We start from the raw sequence: 25200 nt of genomic DNA on the forward strand, positions 1-25200 counted from the left end.
TACCCGTCGAACGGGAAATCCGGTGACCCTCACCACGTGACCCCATGACCCGACCGGCCAGGCAGGCTCAAGGGGTGTCCTGCTGCGCGCCGGCCTGCTGCACCGCAGGCGCGACGGTGCGCTGGCGCGGTACGGCCGCACCCACCACGGCGAGGCCTTGGCCGGCTCGACCCGGCCGACGCGACCGGGGAAGCGCTCACCGACGGCCTTGCAGGCCCGGTGACCACCTCGTGCCTCTGCCCCGCAGGTCGGCTGTCCGGCCGGTCTGTTCCTCTGGGAACGGCGGAGACGTCGAGGCCATGGTGCGAGTCCGGCGCCGGTCCGCAGGCCGGTCTGGTGACGCACCGGCGGCCGGGATCATGATCGGCCGGACGGGATCGGCGAGAGGTCTACTACCGGGGGTAGGATTGCGGGGTGACTCGGCTGGGCGATCTTGAGCGTGCGGTGATGGACGTGCTGTGGGATTCGGTACCGGCCACCTCGGGCGGTGTGACCGTGCGCGAGGTCGCCGACGCCCTGGACGGGCGGGAACTGGCCTACACCACGGTGATGACGGTGCTCGATCGACTCGCCGGCAAGGGCATGGTGCAGCGTGAGCGGGAGGGCCGCGCCTGGCGTTACCGGCCCGCCGCCACCCGCGAGGCCCACATCGCCCAGCTCATGCTGGAAGCCCTCGACCTCGGCGGCAGCCGCGACGCCGCGCTGGTGCGCTTCGCCCGCTCGGTCACCGGGACGGAGGCGGAGGTGCTCCGCGCCGCGCTCCGCGCCGAGGCCGGCGTGACCGACACCGCCGAGCGGAGACCGGCGCTCGACGAGGCGACGGACCGGTAGGCGGTTTGCTGTGGCATACGCCCTGCACTTCGCCGCGATCACCCTGGCCTGCTGGCTGACCGCGCAGGTCCTCGCCGCCGCGCGGTGGACGTGGCGTGCCCCCCGGGTGGCGATCCTCTGCTGGCAGGCGGTCGGGCTGGCGCTCGGTCTGTCAGCCATGGGGCTGCCCATGGCGGTGGGGCTCGACGCGTACGACCGGGCGACCGGGCACGCGCTGCTGGCCCTGGCCGACGACCTGACCCACGGCACGCTCCCCGCCGGTCTGGGGGCGGTGCACCTCAGCCTGGTCGGTGTCGGTCTCGGCATCGGCGCAGTGCTGCTCGCCACCACGGTACGCAGTCTGCACAGCGCGGTACGCGCCCAGCGCCGGCACCGGGAGCTGCTCGGTCTGGTGGCCCGGCACGATCCCACGGTGCCCGGCGCGCTCGTGCTCGACCATCCGGGCGCGGCGGCGTACTGCCTGCCGGGCGTGCGACCCCGGGTGGTGGTGAGCGCCGGCACGCTCGACCTGCTCGACCCGGCCGAGTTGGCCGCGGTGCTCACCCACGAGCGCGCGCACGCGCAGGAGCGCCACGATCTGGTGCTGCTGCCGTTCACCGCACTCTGCCGGGCGCTGCCCTGGTTCCGGTGGGTGCACGAGGCGCACGCGCGGGTGGCGCTGCTGGTCGAGATGCGCGCCGACGACAAGGCGCGCGAGGTGCACGCCGACGCTCCGCTGGCGGGCGCGCTGCGCCGGTTCGCCAACGCCGAGCACCGGGTCACGCCGGCCGGCACTCTCGGCCTCGGCGACCGTGACCTCGACGTACGGGTGCAGCGGCTGCTGGTCGCGGATCGTCCGCCGCGGCTGCTCGGTGCCACCGCGCTGGCCGTCGCCGGCACGCTTGTCTGGCTGCCGGTCGCCCTGTTCCTGAGCTGAGGCGGCGGCCCCTACGGGTCTTTTCCGGGTTCGCGGGCGCGAATACGTAGCTTCTCTATAGGTAGCCTCCCTACGACAAGGGAGTCAACCCATAGGAGAACCACTGTGGACCCGCTGCTCCTCGCCCGCCTCCAGTTCGCCACCACCACCTCGATCCACTTCCTGTTCGTCATGGTCACGCTCGGCCTGGTCACGCTCCTGGTCGGGTTGCAGACGGCCGGCTACCTGACCGGCAAGCCGGTGTACGAACGGCTGACCCGGTTCTGGGGCCAGCTCTACGTGATCAACTACGTGCTGGGCATCGCCACCGGCGTCGTGATGGAGTTCCAGTTCGGGCTGAACTGGAGCGGCTTGTCCCGCTACGTGGGCAACGTGTTCGGGGCCCCGCTGGCCATCGAGACGCTCGTCGCGTTCTTCCTGGAGTCCACGTTCCTCGGCATGTGGATCTTCGGTTGGCACCGGCTCCGGCGCGGCGTCCACCTGGCGCTGCTGTGGGGCGTCGCGCTCACCGCCTACGCCTCGGCGTTCTGGATCATGGTGGCGAACGCCTGGCTCCAGAACCCGGTCGGATACGAGGTCCGCGACGGCGTCGCCCACCTCACCGACTTCGGCGCGCTGCTCACCAACCCCACGTTCGGCATGGCGTTCGGCCACGTCATCTCGGCGAGCCTGGTCACCGGCGGCATGCTCATCGCCGCGGTCAGCGCGTGGCACCTGCTCCGGCGCACCCCCGACCACGTGCTGTTCCGCACCTCGCTGCGGCTCGGCCTGATCACCGCGGCGTGCGCGGTATCCGCGCTCCAGGGGTTCGGGTTCGCCCAGTTCGGCCCGGTCGGGCAGGTCCAGCCGACCAAGTTCGGCGGCGGGCCGCGCCGGGACGCGCTCGTCGCCGACTGGACGGCGCGGTTCGGCCCCGGCGACTGGGACCCGCCGGTGCTCTCCAGCGCCGGACTCGGCTTCATGATCCTGATCGGCTTCGCGCTCGGCGGCCTCTGGCTCCTGCTACCGCTGCTCTGGCGCGACTGGATCATCCGGCTGCGGTTCCCGCTCTGGCTGATCCTGCTCGGCCTGCCGCTGCCCTTCGCGGCGGCCCTGCTCGGCTGGATCGCCCGCGAGGTGGGCCGCCAGCCCTGGGCCGCGTACGGGCTGCTGCCCACCGCCCAGGCCGTCTCACCCGTCTCGCCCGTCCTGATGCTCACCTCGTTCATCGGGTTCAGCCTCCTGCTCGGCGCGCTCGCGACCACCAACTGGGTGCTGCTGGCCCGACACGCCGCCCGCGGGGCCCACGACCCCGCTCTCGGCCGCCCGCCCGCGCCCGAGGCCCACAACCCCCACCAGCCCGTCTTCGTCTGAGGAGCCCGCCGTGGAACTCGCCTGGTACGCCCTGCTCGGCCTCTTCTTCGCCACCTACCTCGTGCTCGGCGGCTACGACTACGGCGTCGGCGTGCTGCTGGCCCGCGGTGGTGCCACGACCACCGGCGGCGGCGCGACGGCCCGCCGGGCCGCGCTCAACGCCGTCGGGCCGTTCTTCCTCGGCAACGAGGTCTGGCTGGTCTCCGCCGTCGGCATCCTCTTCGGCGCCTTCCCCCGCCTGGAGGGCGAGCTGCTCTCCGGCTTCTACCCGGCCGTGCTCGCCGCGCTCGCCGGGGTGGTGCTGGTCACCGCCGGGGTGCCGCTGCGCAGCCGGCCGACCTCCGCCGCCGGCCGGGCCCGCTGGGATCAGGTGGTGGTGGTCGGCAGCGTGCTGGCCGCGCTGGGCTGGGGCGCGGTGCTCGGTGGCCTGCTCCAGGGGGTGCCGCTGGACGCGGACGGGCACGTGGCCGGCGTCGGTCATCTCGCCACCCCGTTCGTGGCCGCCACCGGGCTGGCCCTGCTCGCCCTGGTCACGGTGCACGGTGCGACATTCCTCACGCTCCGGCTGCCGGCCCCCGACGCCCCGGCGCCGGCCCGACTGGCCGGCCACCTGGTGCCCGCCGCGCTCGCCGCGGTCGCCGCGGCCACCGTCCTGGGCCTGCTCTCCGCGCAGGTACGCGCTGCCGTGGCCCGCCCGATGATCGCCGTACTCCTGCCGTTGGCGCTGGTGGCGGCGCTGCTGGTGGCCCGCGCGGCGTTGCGCCGGGGCCGGACTGGCGTCGCGTTCGCGGCCACCTCGACGGCACTGGCGGCGCCCGTGCCGCTGATCGGCGCCGCGCTCTGGCCGCGGATCCTGGTCTCCACCGGAGACCCGGCCGCCTCGCTGGTGGTCGCCGAGGCGGCGGCGAGCCGACCGACCCTGACGTTGCTGGGCTGGCTCCTGCTTCCGCTCGTCCCGGCCCTACTAGGCTTTCAGGCGATGTGCTGGTGGGTGTTCCGAGGACGGACCGACGGCAGAGCACCGGTGTACTGGTGAATCGCCGCCCGTTCGACCCGCGTCTGCTGCGTCGGGTCCCCGCGGCCCGGCGCGACCTCGCCGTGCTCGCGATCCTTGGCGGGCTGACCGCGGTGCTGGTGATCGCCCAGGCGACCGCCCTGGCCACGCTGCTGGCCACGGCGATCGACGGGCGGCTGCACCGACCGGCGCTGGCCGGGTTCGTCGCCGCCGTCGCCGCCCGGGCGCTGGTGAGCTGGGCGAAGGGCACGGTGGCGGCACGGGCCGCCGCGACGGTCAAGGCGGCGCTGCGCGCCGACCTGCTCGGCGCGGTCGGTCGGCACGGCCCCACCTGGGTCGCCGGGCAGCGGGCCGGTCAGCTCGCCACCCTGGCCGGTCGGGGGTTGGACGCGCTCGACGCGTACTTCACCGGCTACCTGCCGCAGCTCGTGCTGAGCGTGACCGTGCCGGTGGCGGTGCTGGCCCGGATCGTGTTCGCCGACTGGAGTTCGGCGCTGATCATCGCGCTCACCCTGCCGCTCATCCCGATCTTCGGGGCGCTGCTCGGCTGGCAGGCACAGGCCGCCACCGAACGGCAGTGGCGCCGGCTGTCGCTGCTCGGCGGCCACTTCCTGGACATGGTGGCCGGGCTGCCCACGCTGCGCGCGTTCGGCCGGGCCCGGGGGCAGGTCGACGTGGTGCGCCGGATGGCCGACGGCCACCGCCAGGCCACCATGCAGACGCTGCGGATCGCGTTCCTGTCCGCACTGGTCCTGGAGCTGGTCGCCACGCTCTCCGTCGCGCTGGTGGCGGTGCCGGTCGGCATCCGGCTGCTCGGCGGCGGCCTCACGCTGTCCACGGCGCTGCTGGTGCTGCTGCTCACCCCGGAGGCGTACCTGCCGTTGCGCGCCGCGGGCAGCCGGTTCCACGCCAGCATGGAAGGGCTCACCGCGTTGGACGAGGCGCTCACCCTCTCCGCCACCGACGCCCCCGGCACCGCCGCGGACACCGGCCGGCCCGCGCCGGGCGGCCGGGGCGAGATCCGCTTCGAGGGCGTGACCGTCACCTACGACCGGACCACCGCGCTGCGCGACGTCACGCTGACCATCGCGCCTGGCGACCGAATCGCTGTCATCGGGCCCAGCGGCGCGGGCAAGAGCACCCTGCTCAACCTGCTGCTCGGCTTCGTCACCCCGACCGCCGGCCGGGTCACCGTCGACGGGGTCGACCTCGCCGGGGTGGATCTCGACGCGTGGCGACGCGAGCTGGCCTGGGTGCCGCAGCGGGCGCACCTGTTCGCCGGATCGCTGGCCGACAACATCCGCCTCGGCGCCCCGGACACCACGGATGCCGCGCTGGCCGCCGCCGTCACCGACGCCGCACTGGACGAGGTGGTCGACGCCCTGCCCGACGGACTGGACACTCGCCTCGGCGAGCGCGGCCACGGCCTGTCCAGCGGGCAGCGCCAGCGCGTCGCGCTGGCCCGGGCGTTCCTCCGGGACGCCCCCGTGGTGCTGCTCGACGAGCCGACCGCGCGGCTGGACAGCGCCAGCGAGGCGGTCGTGCTGGAGGCGACCCGGCGTCTGGTCGCCGGGCGTACCGCCCTGCTGGTAGCGCACCGGCCGGCGCTGCTTGCCGACGCCGACCGGATCCTGCGCGTCGAGGACGGCCGGGTCACCGAGCTGCACGCCACGCCGGCCGGTGGGGCGGGGGGCCGGTGACCGCCCGCGACGGCGTGACCCCGGTCGGCCGGGTACCCGCCGGTCCGACCCCGGTGCCGGCCGCCTCACCCGCACCGCCGCAGGAACCGACAGGCGTCCGGGCGGGCGCCGAACGGGCGGTGCTGCGCCTGGCCCGGCCCTACCTGGGCCGGCTGCTCGGCGCGGGGCTGCTCGCCGCCGCCACCGAGTTCGCCGGTCTGGCCCTGATGGCCACCGCCACCTGGCTGCTGATGAGCGCCGCCGGCCAGCCACCGCTGGACCGGCTGACCGTGGCCATCGTCGCGGTGCGGGCGCTCGCGGTGGGTCGGGGCGTGTTGCGCTACACCGAACGGCTCGCCGGGCACGACGCGGTGCTCCGCATGATCACCGACGTGCGGGCCTGGGTGTTCGCCACCCTGGCCGCGCGGCGGGACGTCGCCGACAGGCGTACCGGGGACGCGCTGAGCCGGCTGGTCTCGGACGTGGAGGCAGCCCAGGACCTGCTGCTGCGGGTGCTCGTGCCGGGAGGGGCGGCAGCCCTGGTCAGCCTGCTCGCCGTCGGTGTCGCCGCGCTGATCTCGCCGCCGGCCGCCGGGGTGCTCGCGGTCGGGCTGCTGGTGGCCGGCGTGGCGCTGCCGGCGCTGGCCACCCGACTCACCCGCCGCGCCGCCGACGAGGTGGCCCCGCTGCGCGGCGCGCTGGCGGTCGACGCGATCGACCTCACCCACGGGGCCGCCGACCTGGCCGCCTTCGGGGCGACAGGCGTCGCGCTCGGCGCCGCCGACGGCCGGGCAAGGCGACTGGCCCGGCTGGAGCGCCGGCTCGCCGCGATCGGCTTCGCGGTGGACGCGCTCGGCGTGCTGGTGGGCGGCCTCACCGCCGCCGCGGTGGTCGTCGTGGCGCTGCGGGCCGAGGTCGGCGGGGTCCTGGTCGGCGTCCTCGCGGTCGGCGCGCTGGCCGCCGTCGAGGTGGCCCTCGCGCTCGTCGCGGCGGCCCGCCAGCGCACCCAGCTCCGGGCCGGGCTGGCCCGGGTCGCCGACCTGCTCGGCGAGCCCGCCACCGCATCGCCGGAGGGCGCGCCGACGCCTGCGATCGACGGCCACGACGTGCGGTTCGAGGACGTGACGGTCCGCTACCGGGCCGGCGCCGCGCCCGCCCTGGCCGGGTTCGACCTCGACCTGCCGGCCGGCCGCCGGGTGGCCGTGGTGGGGCCCAGCGGTGCCGGTAAGAGCACGCTCGCCGCCGTGCTCACCGGGGCGGTACGCCCGGACACCGGCCGGGTCACCGTCGGCGGCGTGCCGGTGGCCGAGATCCCCGCCGGGCACCTGCCCAGGGTGGTCGGCGGCCTGCTCGCCGAGGCGTACGTCTTCCACGCCACGGTCCGGGAGAACCTGCTCCTCGGCCGCCCGGACGCCACGGAGGCGGACCTGGTCGCGGCCACCGGGGCGGCGGGCCTGCTCGACTGGGTACGCGAGCAGCCCGACGGCTGGGACACAGTGGTCGGCGAGCAGGGCGGGCAGCTCTCCGGCGGGCAGCGCCAGCGGCTCGCGCTGGCCCGGGCCCTGCTGGCCGGCCCGCCCGTACTGTTGCTCGACGAACCGACCGAAGGGCTCGACCCGGCGGCGGCCGACGCGGTGCTCAACTCGGCGCTCGCCGCCACGCCTGTCGGGCACTCGGTGGTGCTGATCAGCCATCGGCTCAGTGGCCTGGCCGGGCTGGACGAGATCGTGGTGCTGGAGGCGGGCCGGGTGGTGCAGCGCGGCCGGCACGACGAGCTCGTCGCCCGGCCCGGCTGGTACCGGGAGCAGTGGCTGCGCCAGGAGGCGGCCGAACGCGGCTACCTCGCGATCACCCCGTAGCGCTCCGGGCCGGCCGGCGTCGGGTGACGGCCCTGACGCCCGATCCGGGTTCTCCCTGACGCGACCCGACCGGCCCTCATGGCAGGCTTGCGCGCATGCGGGTCCATGACGAGGCAGTGGTCGACCGCCGTCTGCGGGAGCTGTCCGGGCGGCTGCACGGGCCGACCCGGCTCAAGGCCGACATGCTGACCGAGACGCGGCACGCGCTTCAGGACGCCGCCGAGGCGTACCGGCAGAGGGGCCTGCCGCGGGCGGAGGCGGAGCGCCGGGCGGTCGCGGAGTTCGGCAGCGACGCCCAGCTCGTGCCGGGGTTCCAGGCCGAGCTGACCGCCGGGGCGCTGCGCGGGCTGGCGCTGCGCACGCTCGTGGTCGCGGTGGTGATGCTCGCCGCCGGCGATCTGACCTGGCAGGGGTCGAGTTGGAGCGGCGGCCCCCCGCCGCCACGGAGCTACCTGCTGCTCTCCATGGCACAGGAGCGTATCTGGGGCGTGGTCGCCGCGCTGGCGCTGGCCGCCCTGCTGGTCAGCCGGTGGGGCTCGCCGGGGCTCGCCCGGCCGGTCCGGCTGCTCGGTTTCGGCCTGACCGGTGGCCTGCTGACGGGCGTGGTCGCCGGGGGCGCGCTGTTCGGCTGGTCGGTCGGTCTGTGGGACGCCGCCCTCACCTGGCCTCCCATGATCATCGGGGTGGTGCTCGCCTCGACGGCCTGGTTCGCCCTGGCCCGCGCGGCCCGCTGCTGGGTGCTCGCCGACCGGCGGCTACGGCCGGCCGCCTGACGTGCGCCCGCTGCGGTGTGCCGCCACGATGCCACCGCCCTCCGACGGGGTCGGGCCGGCTCGGTGCCGGGCGGTTCACGCCACGTGCGGCCGGCCCGGTGCGAGACGGTCAGGCCGGCGCGGTGGGCGGCTCGCCGGCACCGAGGAACCGGCCGACGGTGGCGCTGAACTCGCGCCAGCCGGCCCGTTCCCCGGCAAGCGCCCGGCCGCCGGCCTCGGTGAGTTCGTAGGTGCGCCGCTCGCGCCCGTTGACGGTGCTCCATGCGCTGGCCACCAGCCCGGCCCGCTCCAGCCGGCGCAGCGCCGGATAGATGGTGCCGGTGGGCAGATCCAGCGTGCCGCCGCTGCGCGCGCGCAGCGCGTCGATGATCGCGTAGCCGTGGCGCGGGCCCTGCTCCAGCACGGCGAGGAGCAGCGCGTCGAGGTGTCCGTGCAGCGCCTGCGCCTTCATGTGTAGAAAGCCTACTTGTCGGGCTTCGGGAAAGCCATCGGGGTGCGGCTCCCGATCGACACGACCCGCCCACTAGGGTATGTGCGCAGAGTCACCCGGCGGCGCGACGCGGCCGGGTGGGCAACCGAACGCACACGGAGGTCAGCGTGGCCCGCCAGTCGCCCCAACGGCCCGACGCCGACGAGCCCGAGCTCGACGACACCGACACGCCGGCCGAAGTAGACGAGGTCGAGGCGGACCGCCTGCCGGCGGACCGCGCACTCTGGGACGAGGTGCGGATCGACCCGGTGGAGATCTCCCTGCCCGCCGGCACCGGCTTCACGCTGCGCGCGTACCGGCCGGCGCGGGAGTTGACCCCGACCGATGTCGTCGAGCGCGACCTGGACGACCCCTTCCTGGCCCGTCGCCAGGTCGTCGAGGCCGAGGACGAGGACGACGAGGTGGTGATCCTCGACGAGGAGTTCGCCGCCCTCGCCGCCGAGGAGGACGACGAGGACGAGAAGGACGGCAAGCGCGGCCGCAAGGCGCGCCGGGGCGAGGCCGACGACGAGGCCGACGAGAAGGACGCGGACGCCAAGGACGCGGACGACGCCGAAGACGCCGACGCCGAAGACGCCGACGCCGACGCCGAAGACGCGGACGCCGAAGACGCGGACGACGACGAGGACGAGGACGACGCGGGCGACGAGGAGGTGCCGGTCTTCCTCACCCACAAGGGGCGGCTCCTGCTGTTCAAGACCCCGGAGTCGTTGGTCACCTTCATCCGCTCCGGTTCGCCCACCGACATGTCCCAGCTGGACAGTTGGAATGAATTGTCCGAACGGCTGGAACCGGCCGACATCGCCCCGCTGGACGAGGACGCCTACGAACTCGACCTGGTGGTGGAGAACCTGCGCGGCGGGCACGACGCGTGGGACCCCACGCTCCTGATCGAGGCCGGCGAGATCGCCCGTGACCTGGCGTACGCCCTGCGGCTACCAGCCGTGCTCGACATGCTCTCCGCGGGCTCCAGCCTGGACGACCTGGACGAGGCGCTACGGGCTTCCGCCAACGGTGGCATCGGTGGTTTCTTCGGTCGCCGCCGTCTGAAGAAAATCGGGGCACAAACCGCAAGTCTGGGTTGGCGCACCATTGTCGGCAAGATCTCTGCGGTTGTGGACTGGCGCGACTGACCCGGAGCGGGGAGCATCAGTCTCTGGCAGAGCAAGACCTGTGTCCGGGAGGAGGACGACGCCGTGGCGCTCGTGCGCGTGTACTGCGGTCTGGCCTCGGCAGATCCGGCCGACCGAACGGCTGCGGCCGGATCGACGCTGACGTCCGCTGTGGTTGACGACGCAGGCCGTCTGCTGCACGTCTGCGAGATCGGTGACGAGCCCGCCGGGTACGCCCGGCTGGTGTCGCTGCTGGTGGAGCGGTCCGGCGGTCCGAGTGGCGCGGCCATCGCCGCCGACAGCGACGACCACACCGTCACCTCGCTGCTCAGCGCCGCCGGTCGTCCGCTGGCGATCGCGGACGACGACTCGGTCGACGACTTCGCCGAGCGCTTCGCCGACGACGACTCCCTGGAGGAGATGCAGTCCCCGCCCGCCGTACGCCGGGCGGTCGGGCTGGCCCGCGCGCTGCAGGCCGGCGCCCTCTCCGCGGTGACCCTCCCGGCCCCGCGTGATCTCGCCGGCTACAAGCAGGTCCTCGCCGCGCACGCGGCGCTGGCCAGCGGCCGGCACTCGGCCGCGGTGACGTTGCGCGAGGTGCTGCGCGAGCTGTACCCGGCCGCGCTGCGTGCGTACCCGGATCCCGCCGAGCCGGTCGCCCTGGCCGTGCTTGAGGCGTTGCCCGAGCCGGGCCTGCTGACCGGGCTCCCGACGCGGGGCCGCGACGGTGGGCTGGCCGCCGATGCGGTCGCCGCGCAACTGACCGCCGACGGCGTGGCCGACGCCGAGGCGGTCTCCGAGGCGGTGACCGCCCTGCGGGTGGCCATCTCCGAGACGCCCCGACGGGCCACCGTGAACCGCACGCTCACCGCTGCCGTCGCCGAGACGGTGCGGCAGGCGGTCGCCTCCGTGCGGGCGTGCGACGACGGCTGCGACGCCCTCGTGGGGGCCCTCGCCGAACGCACCGCTCCCGTCCCGGCCGCCGGCCGCCGGTCTGCCGGCCGTCGGAGCGAGCAGGTCGACGAGGTGGCCGCTCCGAACCAGTCGACCGACCTGCGCCCGGCCCAGCCGGAGCCCGGCGCCGGGCAGACCCACCAGCACAGCCGCCCCGAGCCGTCCTTCGACGCACCGGAACCCTCCGGCCGGCGCGGGCGTCCCGAGCCGGTCCCCGGTGGCCGCCGCAACCGACCGGAGCCCGTCTCCGGTCCGGCAGCGACAATGCCCCGTCCGTTGGCTCCGCCGCCCGTCGCACCCACGCCGCTCGCCCCGCCGCCGGTCGCCCCCGCACCGGTGACGCCTTCCCCGACTGTTCCCGCCGCACCCGCGGCCGGGCTGGGCCGGCCGATGTCGCCGCCCCCGGCGCGGCCGATGTCGCCGCCCCCGGCGCGGCCGATGTCGCCGCCCCCGGTCCGGACCGAGCCGACCGGCGCGCCGCTGCCGTCCCGGCTGGACGGGCCGACCAACCGGCCGGTCTCCGCACCGCCGCCGCCACCGCCGGGGATCACGCCGATCGCCCCGTCCCCGCGTGGCCCCGTGCCACCGGCCGAGGCCGGCGAGCCGTTCCGCCCGACGCTGACCACCGCGGCGATCAACCAGGCGCGCGCCGAGCGGCAGCGCACGGTCATCCCGCCGCGCCCGAAGACCAACCAGGAGCCGCCGACCGGCGGGTTCAGCGCCACCGACCTGAGCATCCCGGTGCCGGCCCCGCGCCCGCCGGCGCCGGAGGCCGCGGCCCCGGGCTCCCGGGCCAACTGGCCGCTCGTCAACACCGGCGACGACGACGCCGCCCGGGAACGGGAGCAACCGTCCTACCCCTACGGACGGGGCGTGGACGCGCCCAGCGACCCGGGACGGGTCACGCCGCCCTGGCTCGCCGACGACCTGCCGCCGGAGCCGCCGATGCTGCGCCTGGTGGAGCCGCCGCCGCTGGCCGACCGGGCACTGCGTGAGCAACGCGAGGGCCTGTCCGAGCCGGGTGCGGACACGCCGCCGCTGCGGCTGGTCGACCAGCGCCCCGCCGGCCTGCCCGCCCCGCTGGAGCGGCGTCCCGCGCCGAAGGAGCACCGGCCGCCGCCGGTGTCCGACGAGGGCGACGGCGACCTGCTGATCTTCGCGCAGGCCAAGTCCGCCTGGTTCGTCGGGCACGGCGACGAGGCCGACCTGGAGTGGGCGAGCACCGCCGACACCGGTTGGCAGGCGGCCGAGCAGGCGGCACAGCCGGCCGTGGGCGCGGAGACCAAGGCCGGCCTGCCGAAGCGGGTTCCCCAGGCCAACCTGGTGCCGGGCTCGCCGTTGCGCGAGGAAAGTCCACTGCGGATCATCCGGAACGCGGCCAGCCTCGCCGAGAACACCACCGGATACTTCCGGGGTTGGCGGCGCGGTCAGGAGATCGGCGGCTTCGCCGTCGGCGGTCGTCCGGGCCGCGAGGCGGCCGGCGGCTGGGACTTCACCCGGGACAGCGGGGACCGCGACGAAGACCGGGAGTTCGAGTTCCGGTCCGCGGGCTACCGGTCCTGACCCCGGCTCGCCCGGGTGTTTCATCCCACACCCGGGCAATTTGACGCCGACTCCGGACGGTCGGGAGCATACCCGGCGGACCGTCGGCGGCAGGTGTTCGCCGGGGTGGGAAGGCGATTCCATTGGCTACACCGGCGTTCGACTCCACCGTGCTCACCCGGCGGGGTGTTTTCGCCGCAGCCGGCGCCCTGCTGGCCGCCGGCTGCGCGCCGCAGGGCCAACGGCCGGACGACGGCCCGTCCGGCAGCGCACCCAGCGACCAGGATCTGATCGTCGGTGTGAGCCTGGAACTGACCGGGCGCGGGGCGCTGCTCGGCGGCCCCCAGCGACATGCCCTCGAACTCACCGCGGACTCGCTGAACCGGGCCGGCATCCCGGTCGGCAACCTGGTCCGGTCGGTACGCCTGCAGATCCGGGACAACGGCGGCAACCCGCAGGTCGCCGCCCGCCATGCCGCCGAGTTGACGCGCGCCGGCGCGCAGGCCCTGGTCGGCGGCGTGCTCGCCGAGACCTCCGTCGCCCTGGCCACGGCCGCCCAGCGGCTCAAGACGCCGTTCCTGTCACTGGGCTACGGCGACCGCATCGTGTTGCCCCTCGACGAGCGGACGTTCACCTACAAGCTCACCCCGGACGCCATCGACATGGCCCGTCGCCTGGCGGAGCTGTTCGAGTCCAAGCGGATCCGGCGGGTGTCCCTGCTGGCCGCGGAGGGGCAGCACGGCACTTCAGGCGTGCAGGCGGTGCGGGAGGCGCTCGGCAACAGCACCACCGACCTGGCCCGTACGGTGCGGCTGCCGGCGACCGGTCGTAGTTTCCGCGCCGCCGCGGACCAGGCCGCCGGCGGTAGGCAGGACGGTGTCATCGTGTGGGCCACCGCCCCGGACTCCGCGGCGGCGGCCCGGGCACTGCGGCTGGCCGGCCACAGCGGTCCGATCTTCTTCGACGCCGGCGCGGTCGCCGACGACACCCTGCGGGCGGCGAACGCCACCGCCGTGGAAGGCACGTTCGCGGTGCACCCGGCCTGCCTGGACGTCTCCTCGATCACCCCCACCACGACCGCGCAGCTGGCCCGGCGGGACTTCGTCAACCGCTACACGCAACGGCACGGCGTCAGCCCGGGCTTCGCCCCGTACGCCTCGGACGCGCTCCAGCTCCTCGCCACTTCGGCACGGACGGCCATCAGCCTGGACCGGGGGCGCCTGCGGGCCCTTCTGCAGGCGCAGACCACCGAGGGCATCTCCGGTGGGTACGCGTTCACGGGCCGCCGGCACGGCGGGATGGAGCCCGACTCGCTCGCCATCTACCAGGTCTTCCAGGGCAACTGGACCCGGTACGCCTGACCGTCCCGTCACCGGCCGATCGCGTACCGTGGCCGGGACCGGACAGCGGAAAGCGCCCGGCGGCCTCTCGGCCGCCGGGCGCTTCCGCGTCGGTCAGGCGGGCGCGACGGCCCGCGAGCGCCGCATGGTGAGCACGTACTCGACAAGCGAGATCAGTACGTGCTTCGTGGACTCCCGGTTACGGGCGTCGCACGGCACCACCGGCACGTCGCGGGAGATCGCCAGCGCGTCCCGGACGTCCTGCGGATCGTGGTACTGCATGCCGTCGAAGCAGTTGATGGCCACCAGGTACGGCAGCCGCCGGTGCTCGAAGAAGTCGATGGCGGCGAAGCAGTCGGCGAGCCGCCGGGTGTCGACGAGCACCACCGCGCCGATCGCCCCCCGGACCAGTTCGTCCCACATGAACCAGAACCGCGTCTGACCCGGCGTACCGAACAGGTACAGGATCAGGTCCCGGTCGATCGAGATGCGGCCGAAGTCCATCGCCACCGTGGTCGTCGTCTTGCCCGGCACCTGCCGGGTGTCGTCGACACCCACGCCGGCCGAGGTCATGATCGCCTCGGTGGTCAGCGGCGTGATCTCGGAGACCGAGCCGACCAGCGTCGTCTTGCCGACGCCGAATCCACCGGCGATAACGATCTTCGCCGACGTCACGCGCCCGCTCGGGACCGGCGGCCGGTGCGACATGTCAGAGCCTGCGAAGTCCACTCAGCACCCTCTCCAGCAGTTCAGTGCCCACCGCGTCGTCGGAGTCGTCCAAAATGGTCGGCTCGTGGACCGCGACCAGGCCGTCCGTCGCCATGTCGGCGATGAGCACCCGGGCCACGCCGAGTGGGAGCTGCATCCGCGCCGCGATTTCGGCGAGCGACTGCACACGTCCGTCACACAGCGCGGCGATGTACTGGTGTTCACGACCGTGGCCACCATTGCCAGTGGCAACCGCTCGGCCGCGCACTGTCGTCTCGACGAGCGCCTCCAGGGCGATGTCGAGCCGGGGACGGGTACGACCGCGGGTAACGGCGTACGGCCGGACCAACGCTCCGGTCGGCTCGTCACGATCCGCCATGTCGCCGCTCACCTCCCTCGTACCCGGCACCGGCTCGCCCCGGTGGCATTCGTCGCTGTCGTTGTTGTTCCCGCACCTGACCCACCGGCCAGCGCGTCATTCAGCCCATCATTCCCACAGCCGTGCGCGGCTGCGGCGTGAGGGCGTCGCCCACCCGGTCCACGAGCAGGGCCATCTCGTAGCCGACCTGACCCACGTCGCAGCTGCGCGCGGCCAGCACCGCGAACGACGAGCCGTCCGAGATGGACATCAGGAACAGGAAGCCGTTGTCCATCTCGACGACCGTCTGCAACACCGCCCCGCCCTCGAAGCAGCGTGCCGCGCCCTGGGTGAGGCTGACCAGGCCGGAGGCGATTGCCGCGAGCTGGTCCGCACGGTCCCGCGGGAGGTCACGGGACGAGGCGAGAAGCAGGCCGTCGGCCGAAACCGCGACCGCGTGCGCCACACCGGGCACCCGGTCGGCGAAGTTTGCGAGCAGCCATCCGAGATCCTGCGTACTAGTCATGCTTGTTGCTCCTTCTGCCCGCTACCGGCCTCTGGGCCTGAGCCAGACTGCGAGGACTGCTGCCCGCCCGGAGTGCCCTCCGGGCCGGTCGTGTTGCTGTCGGTGGGGAGGTTGCGGCCGCGCTGCACGCCCCGATGGTAGGCCGAGAGCAGACCCCGCACCGCCTCCGGCGTCCGCCGCTGCACTGCGGCAGTGGGCTTGTCGATGCTGCCGGGCACGAGTTGCGCCATCGGGGTCCGCTTCGGCAGGCCCTTCCGGGTCGTCTCGGCCACCGGCACCTCGGTGGCGGCCGAGGCGGCGCGCCATCCGTCGTCGGCCGCGGTCTGCCACGGGGAGGACTGCTTCGGCGCCGCCGGCTGCCGGGTGGGCAGTCCGCCGGGACGCTCGGGGCGGGTGTTCCCGTTCGCCGCGCCGTTGTCCCTCGGTCCTCCGCCGGCCGTCGGAGTGTGTGCCATCGGCGTGTTACCTGTCGTTGCTGATGTGGGCTGCGTCACCGGCCGGCCGGTGGTGTCCACCTTGGCGAACTGCTGCGTCGCCGCGCCGTTCCCCGCGGTGCCCGGGGCCGCCGGCTCGTCGTTCGACCCGGGGCGGCGGGTACGGAACCACGCCGACTCGAGCTCCCGGAAGATCGGCAGTTCCATCGTCTCGTCCGCGTACCGCTGGCGGTTGCCCGGCTGGGACGGCGTGCTGGGCTGCGGTGCGCGGGGTGCCGGTTGGGGCGCGGCGGGCTGCGCGGACGCCGGCATCTCGGTACGCGGCACCCGGGGCAACTCGGTGGTCATGTCCAGAGCGGGGTTACGCCGCTCCGGCATCGCCGCCGGGGCCGGCTCGGTCGGGGCCACCGGGGGCCAGACCGGCGGGGCGCCCACGCTCGGCGCGGGAGCCGACGACACCGGCCGCGACGGCAGCTGGTTCGCCGGTGGCGCCGAGGTCGGCTGGCCCGCCATCGGCGCGGGTTGACCCATGCCGAGGGCGGCGGGACCCGGGCGGCCCGGGTAGGGGCCACCGGAGACCGGCTGACCGGAGACGGGCGCGGCCGACACGGGACGGCCGGAGTAGGGGTCGCCGGAGACGGGTGCGGCCGACACGGGACGGCCCGGGTACGGGTCTCCCGAGACCGGGGTCGCCGAGACCGGACGGGCCGGCAGCGGCGGGCCGGAGGCCGGGATGCCGGAAGCCGGGATGCCGGAGACCGGCGGCAGCGGCGGGGCCGACACCGGGGGTACCGGCGGTCCGTAGGGTCGCGCCTCCGGGCTGCTCGGCAGTTGCCGCGGGATCATCGGCTGCGGGCCGGTGGTGGTCGGCTCGTCGTCCTCGCCCGGGTTGCGTCGCTGGGGCAGCGGATCGTTGGACTGGCCGTTCGTGGGCCGAGGGCCGAACGCGCTGCCCGCCGGTGGGCCGAAGCCGCCGCCTGCGGTCGGACCGGGCGCACCGTCGGCGGGGGCCGGGTTGGCGCCGGTCAGGTCGGACCAGGCCGGCATGGCCCGGCCGCCGCCGGCGTTGGCCGGGGTGCCCGCGCCGTTGCGCGGCGTCGGGTCGAACGGGCGTCCGCCGAGGGTGACCTGGTTACCGGAGGAACTCGGGTGCGGTCCGGGCGGGGTGTGCGGGCCGTTGCCCAGGGCCGCCAGGGCCCCGAAGACCGGGGTCGGGCCCCCACGCTGCGGGCCGCCCTGCCGGGGGCCGCCGAACTGCGGGCCGCCGAACTGCGGGCCGCCGAACTGCGGGCCGCCCTGCTGCGGGCCGCCCTGCTGCGGGCCGCCCTGCTGCGGGCCACCGAACTGCGGGCCATCCAACTGCTGGCCGGCGGGCGGAAGGGCCGGCATCGGGCCGCTGCGACCGGTGAGGGCGCGCGGCACCAGGACCGAGGTGGGCAGTGCCACCTCGGCGACGGTGCCCCGGTCGGTGCCGGGCCGCAGCTCGACGCGGACGCTGTGCCGGGCGGCCAGCCGCGCGACCACGACCAGGCCCATCATCCGGGAGACCGCCACGTCCACCTGCGGCGGCGTGGCCAGCCGCTCGTTGAGGTCACGGAGCTGCTCGCGGCTGATGCCGATGCCGCGGTCCTCGACGTACAACGAGGCGCGGTCGCCGACCCGCCGGGCCTCCACCATGATCTGGGAGTCCGGCGGGGAGAAGGCGGTGGCGTTGTCGAACAGCTCGGCGACCAGGTGCACCAGGTCGTTGACCGCGTGCGCGGCGACCTCGATGTCCCGGTCGATCATGCCGAACTCGATCCGGGTGTAGTGCTCGACCTCGGACTGGGCGGCGCGGAGCACGTCGATCAGGGCGGCGGGCTCGCGCTGCACGCGGGTCGAGTCGGCACCGGCGAGGACCAGCAGGTTCTCGTCGTTGCGGCGCATCCGGGTGGCCAGGTGGTCCAGCTGGAACAGCTCGGCCAGCCGGTCCGGGTCCTCCTCGCCGCGTTCCAGCCGGTCGAGGTGGCCGATCAGCCGGTCGACCAGGATCTGCGAGCGGCGGGCCAGGTTGACGAACATCGTGGCGACGGACGCCCGCAGGGCGGCCTGCTGGGCGGCGGTGCGGACCGCCTCCAGGTGGACGGCGTTGAACGCCTCGGTCACCTGACCGAACTCGTCCCTGCTGCGTACCGGCAGCGGCTCGGCGATCTGGTTGGCCAGTTGCTCCGGGGAGAGTTGACCTGTCACCTGCGGGTCGCGCAGCCGGGCCACCGCCTGTGGAAGGCCGTACTGGGCCACCGCCAGGGCGCCCTGGCGCAGTTCGCGCAGCGAGCGGGCCATCGAGCGGGCGACCAGGTACGCGAAGAGGATCGCCAGCAGCAGCATGGTGAGCAGCAGGCCGGTTTCGAGGAACACCCGGCGCTGGGTGTCCGAGCGCAGCTGGTCGGCCTGCTGGACCACGTTGCCGTCGAGCCGGGTCTCCACCGAACGGATCAGCTTGCCGTAGGCGACCATGGTCTGGTCCCACTGGTCCGACCCGAACGGCGCGTTGGCCATCGATCCGTTGTTGTTGCTGGAGATGAAGCTGGTGAAGCTGTCGGCCTTGCGGATGTCGGGGCCGGAGACGGTCTGTTCGTAGAACAGCTTGTCGGGCTCGGGGGCGACCGCCTGGAACGTCGCGAGCGACTGCGCCTGGCCGGTGACGCTGGAGATGAACTGCTGGCGGAGCGCGGGGGTGTACTGGTTCTGGGTGATCGCCTGGTGGACGACCAACCGACGCTGGGTCAGGTATTCCTTCTGGCGGGCGACCGCGGCCGACGTACGCATCCGGTCGCTGAGGTCGTTGTCACCGGCGAGCTGGGTGGCCGAGTCGCGGATCGCGAGCAGGTCCTCGACCAGCTGGCCGTACGCCTGGTCAGCGTCGTTGATCTTCAACTTGCCGTTGAGCACCTGACTGCGGGTGGCCGGCAGGTCCTTGAGCTGGGTGTCGATCGTGTCCAGCAGGCCGACGAAGTTGCGCGGCAGGTCGTTGATCTCGCCGCGCTGCCGGAGGTAGGGCGTCTTCGCCTGGTCCACCCGCTGGTTCGACCGGTTGTAGCCCTCCCGGTACTGCGCCCGGGTCTGGAACTCCTTCGCGCCGAGGAAGAGCACGGCACCGACCCGCTCGTCCTGCACCGTGCCGACCAGGTCACCGGAGTAGCCAATCAGGTTGGCCAGGTCGCCCGCCCGGTTGGCGTTGTTGAGCGTCTCCAGGTGGTCGACCAGCCCGCTGGTGCCCACCACGACCGTGGCGATGGTCGGCACGATCATGATCAGACCGAGCTTGGACCAAATCGGCATGTCGCGCAGCCGGCTCATCGGCCGGCGCAGCCGCGACAGGAAAGAGCCCGCCGTCGTTGGCCGTTTGCTCACGTCACCGCCCTCGCATCACCGCGCCCGACGTCGCCTGTGGGCAACGAGGAGCGACCGACCCGGCGGGTCGGACCTCCGAGATTCCATCACGCCGGTCCGTAAAGAGAAAGACCAGGTTGTCCCTCGCCGCAGGTGTGATGAGATGTTGATGCAATTTGATAGCAGTCCGTCTGGCCGGAGTTACTAAAAGTAATGGAACATCCGCATCGCGTTGTCCTCCTCGCGGGCCCCTCCGGGTCCGGAAAGTCCTACATAGCCCAGCGAACCGGACTTCCGGTGCTCTGTTTGGACGACTTCTACAAGAATGGCGACGACCCTACGTGTCCTCGTCGAAACGGGCAGGTGAATTGGGAGTCGCCGCAGTCGTGGGATGCGGACATGGCGGTGGAAACCATCACCCGACTGGCCCGGGAGGGCACGGCCGAAGTGCCGGTTTATGCGATCGGCGCGGACCGTCGGGTGGCCGCCCGGCCATTTGACGTCGACGGATCGCCAATCTTCGTCGCCGAGGGGATCTTCGCGGCCGAGATCGTCGCGGAGTGCCGGCGTCGGGGGGTGCTCGCCGGGGCGTACGCGCTGCGCCGACCGCGCGGCGCGACCTTCCTGCGCCGCCTCGCCCGGGACCTCGCCGAGCAGCGCAAGGCCCCCCGGGTGCTGCTCCGACGCGGGGTGGCGCTGCTGCGCGCGGAACCGGCCGTACTGCGCCGGCAGACCGGGCTGGGCGCCGAGGCGGCCCGGGCCGGTGAGGTGCTGCGCGGGGTGGCCGCCCTGCTCGCCGGCCACCCGCACCAGCCCTGATCAGTCGATCAGCTCGGCGTACGCCGGCTTGATCACCTCGTCGATGATCCGCAGCCGCTCGTCGAACGGGATGAACGCGCTCTTCATCGCGTTGATGGTGAACCACCGGAGTTCCTTCCAGCCGTAGCCGAAGGCCTCCACCAGCAACGCCATCTCCCGCGACATCGAGGTGCCGCTCATCAGCCGGTTGTCGGTGTTCACCGTCACCCGGAAGCGCAGGTCACGCAGCAGCCCGATCGGGTGGTCGGCGATCGAGGCCGCCGCCCCGGTCTGCACGTTCGACGACGGGCACAGCTCCAGCGGGATGCGCTTGTCCCGCACGTACGCGGCCAGCCGGCCCAGCACCGGCGGATTGCCCGGCGTGATGTCGTCGACGATGCGTACCCCGTGGCCGAGCCGGTCCGCCCCGCACCACTGGATCGCCTGCCAGATCGACGGCAGCCCGAACGCCTCACCGGCGTGGATGGTGAAGTGGAAGTTCTCCCGCTGCAGGTACTCGAACGCGTCCAGGTGCCGGGTGGGCGGGAACCCGGCCTCCGCCCCGGCGATGTCGAAGCCGACCACACCGGTGTCCCGGTGCCGCACCGCCAACTCGGCGATCTCCTGCGAACGGGCGGCGTGGCGCATCGCGGTGAGCAGGGTGCCCACCCGGATCGGGGTGCCCGCCTCGGCGGCCAGCGCGCTGCCCTCCCGGAATCCGGTGACCACCGCGTCGACCACCGCGTCCAGCGTCAGGTTCTGCTCCAGGTGCTGCTCCGGGGCGAACCGCACCTCCGCGTAGACCACGCCGTCGGCGGCCAGGTCGAGCGCGCACTCCCGGGCGACCCGGCGCAGCGCGGACGCGGTCTGCATGACCGCCACCGTGTGCGCGAACGTCTCCAGGTAGCGCTCCAGCGAGCCGGAGTTCGCCGCCTCGGTGAACCAGCGGCCAAGCGCCTCCGGGTCGGTGGTGGGCAGTTCGTGGCCGACCTCGGCGGCCAGCTCGACGATCGTCGCCGGCCGCAGGCCGCCGTCGAGGTGATCGTGCAGCAGCGCCTTCGGGACCTTGATGATGTCCTCGTACGAGATTGCGACCATGCTCAGACCCTAGTCACAGGCGTCGGCGGCCCGCCGACGACCGGGCGGGTCAGCGACATCGTGTCCCCGGTCACCGGGTACACCCGAGGCGCCGGTCGGTGGTTAGGGTTCGGGGCATGGACGGACCGCGCCCGCTGGTGGAGCACGCGGCCGGCGCGCGGAGACGGTGGGCCGAGGCGTGGACCCCCGCATCCTGACCCGGCTGCGCTGCCCGGTCTGCGGCGAGCCGCTGGCCGAGGCCACCGCCGGCACCACCCGGGCATTGCGCTGCCCGGGCCGGCACAGCTTCGACACCGCCCGGCAGGGATACGTCAACCTGCTCGCCGGGCGCGCCCCGCACAGCGGGGACAGCCCGGAGATGGTCGCCGCCCGCGCCGACTTCCTCGCCGCCGGGCACTACGACACCGTCGCCGCCGCGCTGGCCGGTGCGGCGGCTCAGGTCGCCGCCGGGGTACGCGGCAACGCGTACCCGCTCGTGGTCGAGCCTGGCGCGGGCACCGGCCGATACCTGGCCGCGGTGCTGGCCGCGCTGCCGGACGCCGTCGGCCTGGCCCTGGACGTCTCCAAGCCGGCACTGCGCCGCGCGGCCCGGGCGCACCCGCGTGCCGCCGCCGCGCTTGCCGACACCTGGCAGCGCCTGCCCCTGGCGGACCGGTCGGCGGCCCTGCTGGTGAACGTGTTCGCGCCGCGCAACGGCCCCGAGTTCCACCGGGTCCTCGACCCGGACGGTGCGCTGCTTGTCGTCACCCCGGCCGCCGACCACCTGGCCGAACTGGTCGAGGCGTTGGGCCTGCTGCGGGTGGACCCGGCCAAGGCCGACCGGGTCGCCGGCAGCCTCGGCGCCCACTTCGTCGAGGAGTCCACCACCGGGCACGTGGCCCGGCCGGCGCTCACCCGTGCCGAGGTCGCCACGCTTGTCGGGATGGGTCCGAGTGCCTGGCACGCCGACCCGGACCGGCTCGCCGCCCGGATCGCCGCGCTGGGAGAGCCGGTGCCGGTCACCGTGTCGGTCCGGCTCGGGGTGCACCGGCCCCGCTGACGGCGCTCAGGTGGACAGGTCGACCTCTTCCCAGCCCGGCGGCTCGCCGTGGTACGGCCCGCGCAGCACCACCGCCCACTCCAGCGCCCACCGGCGCTGGCCGATCGCGTTGGCGTCCACCAGCCCGGGCGGCTGCCGCCCGGCGCGTTCGGCCTCCAGGTACGCCCAGTCCAGGCAGTAGTGCAGGTCGAGCAGGGCGGCGCTGTCGCCGGGGTGCTGCGGGGCGGCCAGGATCCGGGCCCGCCACTGGGCGAACGTCTCCCCCGCCACCAGGTTCGGCATCCGCTCGACCAGCCGCTCGTCCACCGGCACCGTCGGGTCCAGCTCCTTGGTCAGGCCGAGCACCCAGGCCAGCGAGAACAACGCGTCGTGGTGCAGGACGAACGACCGGTGGTCGCCCCGGCCGCCCATCACGAACTGCCACTCCGGCGGCGTCACCATCTCCACCAGGTGCGAGTCGAGCAGCCAGCTCATGGCCGCCTGGGCGGGCATGCCGAAGCAGCGGGCCAGGATCACGTGCAGCACCGCGATCCGCGCCTCGATCTCCCGGGTGGAACGCAGCTCGATCTCGTCGCCCGGCTCCCAGACCAGCGGGAACTGCGGCGGGGGCAGCGGAAGCCCCAGCCGCGACAGCTCGTCGAGGCTGGCCTCACGGACAGCCCTGGGGTCGGGGGCGGGTACGCGCACGGTCAGTCCCTGCCTGTTCGCCTCGGTCGTCGCCGGTGGGTCCCCCTGGCCTGGGAGGATAGCGGCTCCGGCCGGGCCGGCACCATGGCCGGCCCGCTCAGCCGATCCGCTCGATGACAAGCGGCGTGGCGTCCGGCGCGTCGGCGGTCACCCGGACCGCCCGGCGCGCCTCGGCCAGCGCCGCCGGAATCCGGTCGGCGTGTTCGGCGCGCAACTCGAACAGCGGGTCACCGACGCGCACCCGGTCGCCGCGGCGTCTGTGCAGCACCACGCCCGCCGGGACGCTCACCGGGTCCTCCTTGCGGGCCCGGCCGGCGCCGAGCCGCCAGGCGGCCAGCCCGATGGCGTACGCGTCGACCTCGGCCACCCAGCCGTCCTCGTCCGCGGTGACCACCTCGACCTCGGGTGCGGTGGGCATCGGGGCGTCCGGGTCGCCACCCTGGGCCCGGATCATGGTGCGCCAGGCGTCCATCGCCCGCCCGTCGCGCAGCGCGGCCGCCGGGTCGGCATCCGGCAGGCCGGCGGCGTCCAGCATCTCCCGCGCCAGGGCCAGCGTCAGCTCCACCACGTCGGCCGGGCCGCCACCGGCCAGCACCTCCACCGACTCGGTCACCTCAACCGCGTTGCCGACGGCCAGGCCCAGCGGGGTGGTCATGTCGGTGAGCAGGGCGACCGTCCGGACGCCGTGCGCCCCGCCCAGCTCGACCATGGTGCGGGCCAGCTCCCGGGCGTCGTCGGCGTTCTTCATGAACGCGCCGGAGCCGACCTTCACGTCGAGCACCAGCGCGCCGGTGCCCTCGGCGATCTTCTTGCTCATGATCGAGCTGGCGATCAGCGGGATCGCCTCGACGGTGCCGGTGACGTCGCGCAGCGCGTACAGCTTGCGGTCGGCCGGGGCGAGTTTCTCGCCGGCGGCGCAGATCACCGCGCCGACGTCGCGAAGCTGGGCGATGAACTCGTCGTTACGCAGCGCCGCCCGCCAGCCCGGGATCGACTCCAGCTTGTCCAGCGTGCCGCCGGTGTGGCCGAGCCCTCGGCCGGACAGCTGCGGCACGGCCGCGCCGCACGCGGCGACAAGCGGCGTCAACGGCAGCGTGATCTTGTCGCCGACGCCGCCCGTGGAGTGCTTGTCCACGGTCGGCCGGGCCACCGACGACAGGTCCAGCCGCTCTCCGCTGGCGATCATCGCGGCGGTCCACCGGGCGATCTCCGGGCCGGTCATGCCGCGCAGCAGGATCGCCATGGCCAGCGCCGACATCTGCTCGTCGGCGACCAGACCCCTGGTGTACGCGTCGACCACCCAGTCGATCTGCCCGTCGCCCAGCACGCCCCCGTCCCGCTTGGCCCGGATGATGTCGACCGCCGTAAAAGCACTCACCTGTGAGTTCCCATCAGTAATCGCGCGGGGTCCCACCGACCCACGCGCCGTGACCGTCGCGGCTCAACCCCACCGAACCGGAATCTCCGTGGGCGGCTCCCCCTCGCCGGCCCAGAAGATCGCACCCGAGGCGTCCACCACGACCACCCGGTGCGTCCGCGCCGCCCCCCACTCGATCGCCTGGGCCGGGTCGTCCCAGTTCGGGCCCTCCTCCAACACCCCGGTCTCGTCGGCTCCGCCGGTGCCGGCCGACCGCTCCCAGTACGCCGTCCAGACCTGCTGCCCGGCCGACAGGTCGGGGTGCACGAACACCGTGCCCCGACCCCGCCAGGCGGCCAGCCGGTCCGGCACCACAGGCACCCGGTGCTCACCGGTCACCGCCTCGATGTCGGCCACGTCGAACGCGTGCGGCAGCAGCTCGGCCATCCGCAGCGGCCCGCCCTGCGCCTCGACCAGGCACTCCGGCCCGCCCTGCTCCCACAGCAGCTGCCGGCACCGGCCGCACGGCATCAGCGGCTCGCCGGTGGCGTCGACGCAGGACAGCGCCACGAGCCGGCCACCGCCGGTGGCGTGCAGCGAGGAGATCACGCCGCACTCGGCGCAGAGCGTGACGCCGTAGCCGGCGTTCTCCACGTTGCACCCGACCACGATCCGGCCGTCGTCGACCAGCCCGGCGGCCCCGACGGGGAACTTCGAGTACGGCACGTAGGCGTGCCGCATGGCCTCGGTGGCGGCGACGCGCAGCCGCTCCCAGTCGATCTCGCTCATCCCGTCATTCTGCCGTATGGCCCTTGAGCGGCGACAACGGAGCGTCACCGACGACGGTGGCGGGCGGCCCCCGGCCCGGGGGGGCCCCCCCCGCGGGGGGGTCCGGGGGGTCCGCGCGGGCCGCCCGGAATTGTGGCGGGGGGGGGGGGGGTTGAAAACAAAAGCGCGGG

At 74.3% G+C, this 25200-nt stretch carries 21 protein-coding genes; 12 read left to right on the forward strand and 9 right to left on the reverse strand.

Annotation, left to right across the window (positions count from 1 at the left end):
• Nucleotides 1–414: 414 nt before the first annotated feature.
• The 7 genes from ACLQ2X_RS05600 (at nt 415) to ACLQ2X_RS05630 (ending at nt 8426) form a co-directional block, all read left to right on the forward strand.
• Nucleotides 415–831: a BlaI/MecI/CopY family transcriptional regulator gene (locus ACLQ2X_RS05600; RefSeq protein ID WP_425679847.1), complete on the forward strand. Its 417-nt coding sequence runs from the start codon at nt 415–417 to the stop codon at nt 829–831.
• 10 nt (nt 832–841) lie between these two features.
• Nucleotides 842–1747 carry a M56 family metallopeptidase gene (locus tag ACLQ2X_RS05605; protein ID WP_425679848.1) on the forward strand — a complete coding sequence of 302 codons (906 nt, stop codon included), beginning with the start codon at nt 842–844 and terminating at the stop codon, nt 1745–1747.
• A 105-nt stretch (nt 1748–1852) separates the two neighbouring features.
• Nucleotides 1853–3100: a cytochrome ubiquinol oxidase subunit I gene (locus ACLQ2X_RS05610; protein WP_425679849.1), complete on the forward strand. Its 1248-nt coding sequence runs from the start codon at nt 1853–1855 to the stop codon at nt 3098–3100.
• Between the two features lie 10 nt (nt 3101–3110).
• The gene (locus tag ACLQ2X_RS05615; protein ID WP_425679850.1) at nt 3111–4136 is read left to right on the forward strand and encodes a cytochrome d ubiquinol oxidase subunit II; all 1026 of its coding nucleotides are present in this window, start codon (nt 3111–3113) and stop codon (nt 4134–4136) included.
• Entirely contained in the window at nt 4133–5815 is a 1683-nt protein-coding gene (gene cydD / locus ACLQ2X_RS05620; RefSeq protein ID WP_425679851.1) for a thiol reductant ABC exporter subunit CydD, read from the forward strand. The genes ACLQ2X_RS05615 and cydD overlap by 4 nt, the downstream gene beginning before the upstream one ends.
• Nucleotides 5812–7653: a thiol reductant ABC exporter subunit CydC gene (gene cydC, locus ACLQ2X_RS05625; RefSeq protein WP_425679852.1), complete on the forward strand. Its 1842-nt coding sequence runs from the start codon at nt 5812–5814 to the stop codon at nt 7651–7653. Before cydD ends, cydC begins: the two co-directional genes overlap by 4 nt.
• Before the next feature lie 95 nt (nt 7654–7748).
• A complete protein-coding gene (locus ACLQ2X_RS05630) occupies nt 7749–8426 on the forward strand; it encodes a permease prefix domain 1-containing protein (RefSeq protein ID WP_425679853.1) in 678 nt (225 codons plus the stop codon).
• 109 nt (nt 8427–8535) lie between these two features.
• On the opposite strand, the gene ACLQ2X_RS05635 is transcribed toward ACLQ2X_RS05630, so the two are convergent.
• Entirely contained in the window at nt 8536–8877 is a 342-nt protein-coding gene (locus ACLQ2X_RS05635) for a PadR family transcriptional regulator (RefSeq protein ID WP_425679854.1), read from the reverse strand.
• A gap of 116 nt (nt 8878–8993) precedes the next feature.
• Between ACLQ2X_RS05635 and ACLQ2X_RS05640 the strand changes: the two genes are divergently transcribed.
• The 3 genes from ACLQ2X_RS05640 (at nt 8994) to ACLQ2X_RS05650 (ending at nt 13885) form a co-directional block, all read left to right on the forward strand.
• Nucleotides 8994–10049, forward strand: a complete 1056-nt coding sequence (locus tag ACLQ2X_RS05640; RefSeq protein WP_425679855.1) for a DNA primase — start codon at nt 8994–8996, stop codon at nt 10047–10049.
• Between the two features lie 15 nt (nt 10050–10064).
• Complete coding sequence (locus ACLQ2X_RS05645) at nt 10065–12545, forward strand: transposase (RefSeq protein ID WP_425680023.1); 2481 nt, start codon at nt 10065–10067, stop codon at nt 12543–12545.
• A 122-nt stretch (nt 12546–12667) separates the two neighbouring features.
• On the forward strand, nt 12668–13885 hold the full coding sequence (locus ACLQ2X_RS05650; RefSeq protein ID WP_425679856.1) for an ABC transporter substrate-binding protein: 1218 nt from the start codon (nt 12668–12670) through the stop codon (nt 13883–13885).
• Nucleotides 13886–13978: 93 nt separating this feature from the next.
• On the opposite strand, the gene ACLQ2X_RS05655 is transcribed toward ACLQ2X_RS05650, so the two are convergent.
• From ACLQ2X_RS05655 to ACLQ2X_RS05670, 4 genes are all read right to left on the reverse strand, one after another.
• Nucleotides 13979–14572 (reverse strand): GTP-binding protein, encoded by a 594-nt coding sequence (locus tag ACLQ2X_RS05655; protein WP_018786076.1) that lies wholly within the window; start codon nt 14570–14572, stop codon nt 13979–13981.
• 1 nt (nt 14573) lies between these two features.
• Entirely contained in the window at nt 14574–14951 is a 378-nt protein-coding gene (locus tag ACLQ2X_RS05660) for a DUF742 domain-containing protein (RefSeq protein ID WP_030501200.1), read from the reverse strand.
• 100 nt (nt 14952–15051) lie between these two features.
• On the reverse strand, nt 15052–15456 hold the full coding sequence (locus ACLQ2X_RS05665) for a roadblock/LC7 domain-containing protein (protein ID WP_013731521.1): 405 nt from the start codon (nt 15454–15456) through the stop codon (nt 15052–15054).
• The gene (locus tag ACLQ2X_RS05670) at nt 15453–19283 is read right to left on the reverse strand and encodes a nitrate- and nitrite sensing domain-containing protein (RefSeq protein ID WP_425679857.1); all 3831 of its coding nucleotides are present in this window, start codon (nt 19281–19283) and stop codon (nt 15453–15455) included. Before ACLQ2X_RS05670 ends, ACLQ2X_RS05665 begins: the two co-directional genes overlap by 4 nt.
• A 378-nt stretch (nt 19284–19661) precedes the next feature.
• Between ACLQ2X_RS05670 and ACLQ2X_RS05675 the strand changes: the two genes are divergently transcribed.
• Complete coding sequence (locus ACLQ2X_RS05675; RefSeq protein WP_425679858.1) at nt 19662–20081, forward strand: hypothetical protein; 420 nt, start codon at nt 19662–19664, stop codon at nt 20079–20081.
• Here the strand turns inward: ACLQ2X_RS05675 and ACLQ2X_RS05680 are convergent, their stop codons facing one another.
• Nucleotides 20082–21158, reverse strand: coding sequence for an adenosine deaminase (locus ACLQ2X_RS05680; RefSeq protein WP_425679859.1), 1077 nt, complete (start codon nt 21156–21158; stop codon nt 20082–20084).
• A gap of 178 nt (nt 21159–21336) precedes the next feature.
• Here ACLQ2X_RS05680 and ACLQ2X_RS05685 point away from each other — a divergent pair, with 178 nt between their 5' ends.
• Nucleotides 21337–22197 (forward strand): putative RNA methyltransferase, encoded by an 861-nt coding sequence (locus tag ACLQ2X_RS05685; RefSeq protein WP_425679860.1) that lies wholly within the window; start codon nt 21337–21339, stop codon nt 22195–22197.
• A 6-nt stretch (nt 22198–22203) separates the two neighbouring features.
• Here the strand turns inward: ACLQ2X_RS05685 and ACLQ2X_RS05690 are convergent, their stop codons facing one another.
• The 3 genes from ACLQ2X_RS05690 to ACLQ2X_RS05700 all read right to left on the reverse strand — a co-directional run bounded on the left by ACLQ2X_RS05690 (nt 22204) and on the right by ACLQ2X_RS05700 (nt 25030).
• Nucleotides 22204–22884, reverse strand: coding sequence for a DUF4272 domain-containing protein (locus tag ACLQ2X_RS05690; RefSeq protein ID WP_425679861.1), 681 nt, complete (start codon nt 22882–22884; stop codon nt 22204–22206).
• 97 nt (nt 22885–22981) lie between these two features.
• Nucleotides 22982–24262 carry a thymidine phosphorylase gene (locus ACLQ2X_RS05695; RefSeq protein ID WP_425679862.1) on the reverse strand — a complete coding sequence of 427 codons (1281 nt, stop codon included), beginning with the start codon at nt 24260–24262 and terminating at the stop codon, nt 22982–22984.
• A 63-nt stretch (nt 24263–24325) separates the two neighbouring features.
• Entirely contained in the window at nt 24326–25030 is a 705-nt protein-coding gene (locus tag ACLQ2X_RS05700; protein ID WP_425679863.1) for a cytidine deaminase, read from the reverse strand.
• Nucleotides 25031–25200: the final 170 nt, after the last annotated feature.

It is taken from the genome of Micromonospora sp. DT31 (genome assembly GCF_049841795.1).
Taxonomy (GTDB): domain Bacteria; phylum Actinomycetota; class Actinomycetes; order Mycobacteriales; family Micromonosporaceae; genus Micromonospora.

Excerpts from the sequence above, each read along its gene's own strand:
- ACLQ2X_RS05630 (WP_425679853.1), top strand. The coding sequence starts at position 7,749 with ATGCGGGTCCATGACGAGGCAGTGGTCGACCGCCGTCTGCGGGAGCTG.
- ACLQ2X_RS05635 (WP_425679854.1), bottom strand. The coding sequence starts at position 8,877 with ATGAAGGCGCAGGCGCTGCACGGACACCTCGACGCGCTGCTCCTCGCC.
- ACLQ2X_RS05655 (WP_018786076.1), bottom strand. The coding sequence starts at position 14,572 with ATGTCGCACCGGCCGCCGGTCCCGAGCGGGCGCGTGACGTCGGCGAAG.
- ACLQ2X_RS05660 (WP_030501200.1), bottom strand. The coding sequence starts at position 14,951 with ATGGCGGATCGTGACGAGCCGACCGGAGCGTTGGTCCGGCCGTACGCC.
- ACLQ2X_RS05665 (WP_013731521.1), bottom strand. The coding sequence starts at position 15,456 with ATGACTAGTACGCAGGATCTCGGATGGCTGCTCGCAAACTTCGCCGAC.
- ACLQ2X_RS05675 (WP_425679858.1), top strand. The coding sequence starts at position 19,662 with ATGGCGGTGGAAACCATCACCCGACTGGCCCGGGAGGGCACGGCCGAA.
- ACLQ2X_RS05680 (WP_425679859.1), bottom strand. The coding sequence starts at position 21,158 with ATGGTCGCAATCTCGTACGAGGACATCATCAAGGTCCCGAAGGCGCTG.
- ACLQ2X_RS05700 (WP_425679863.1), bottom strand. The coding sequence starts at position 25,030 with ATGAGCGAGATCGACTGGGAGCGGCTGCGCGTCGCCGCCACCGAGGCC.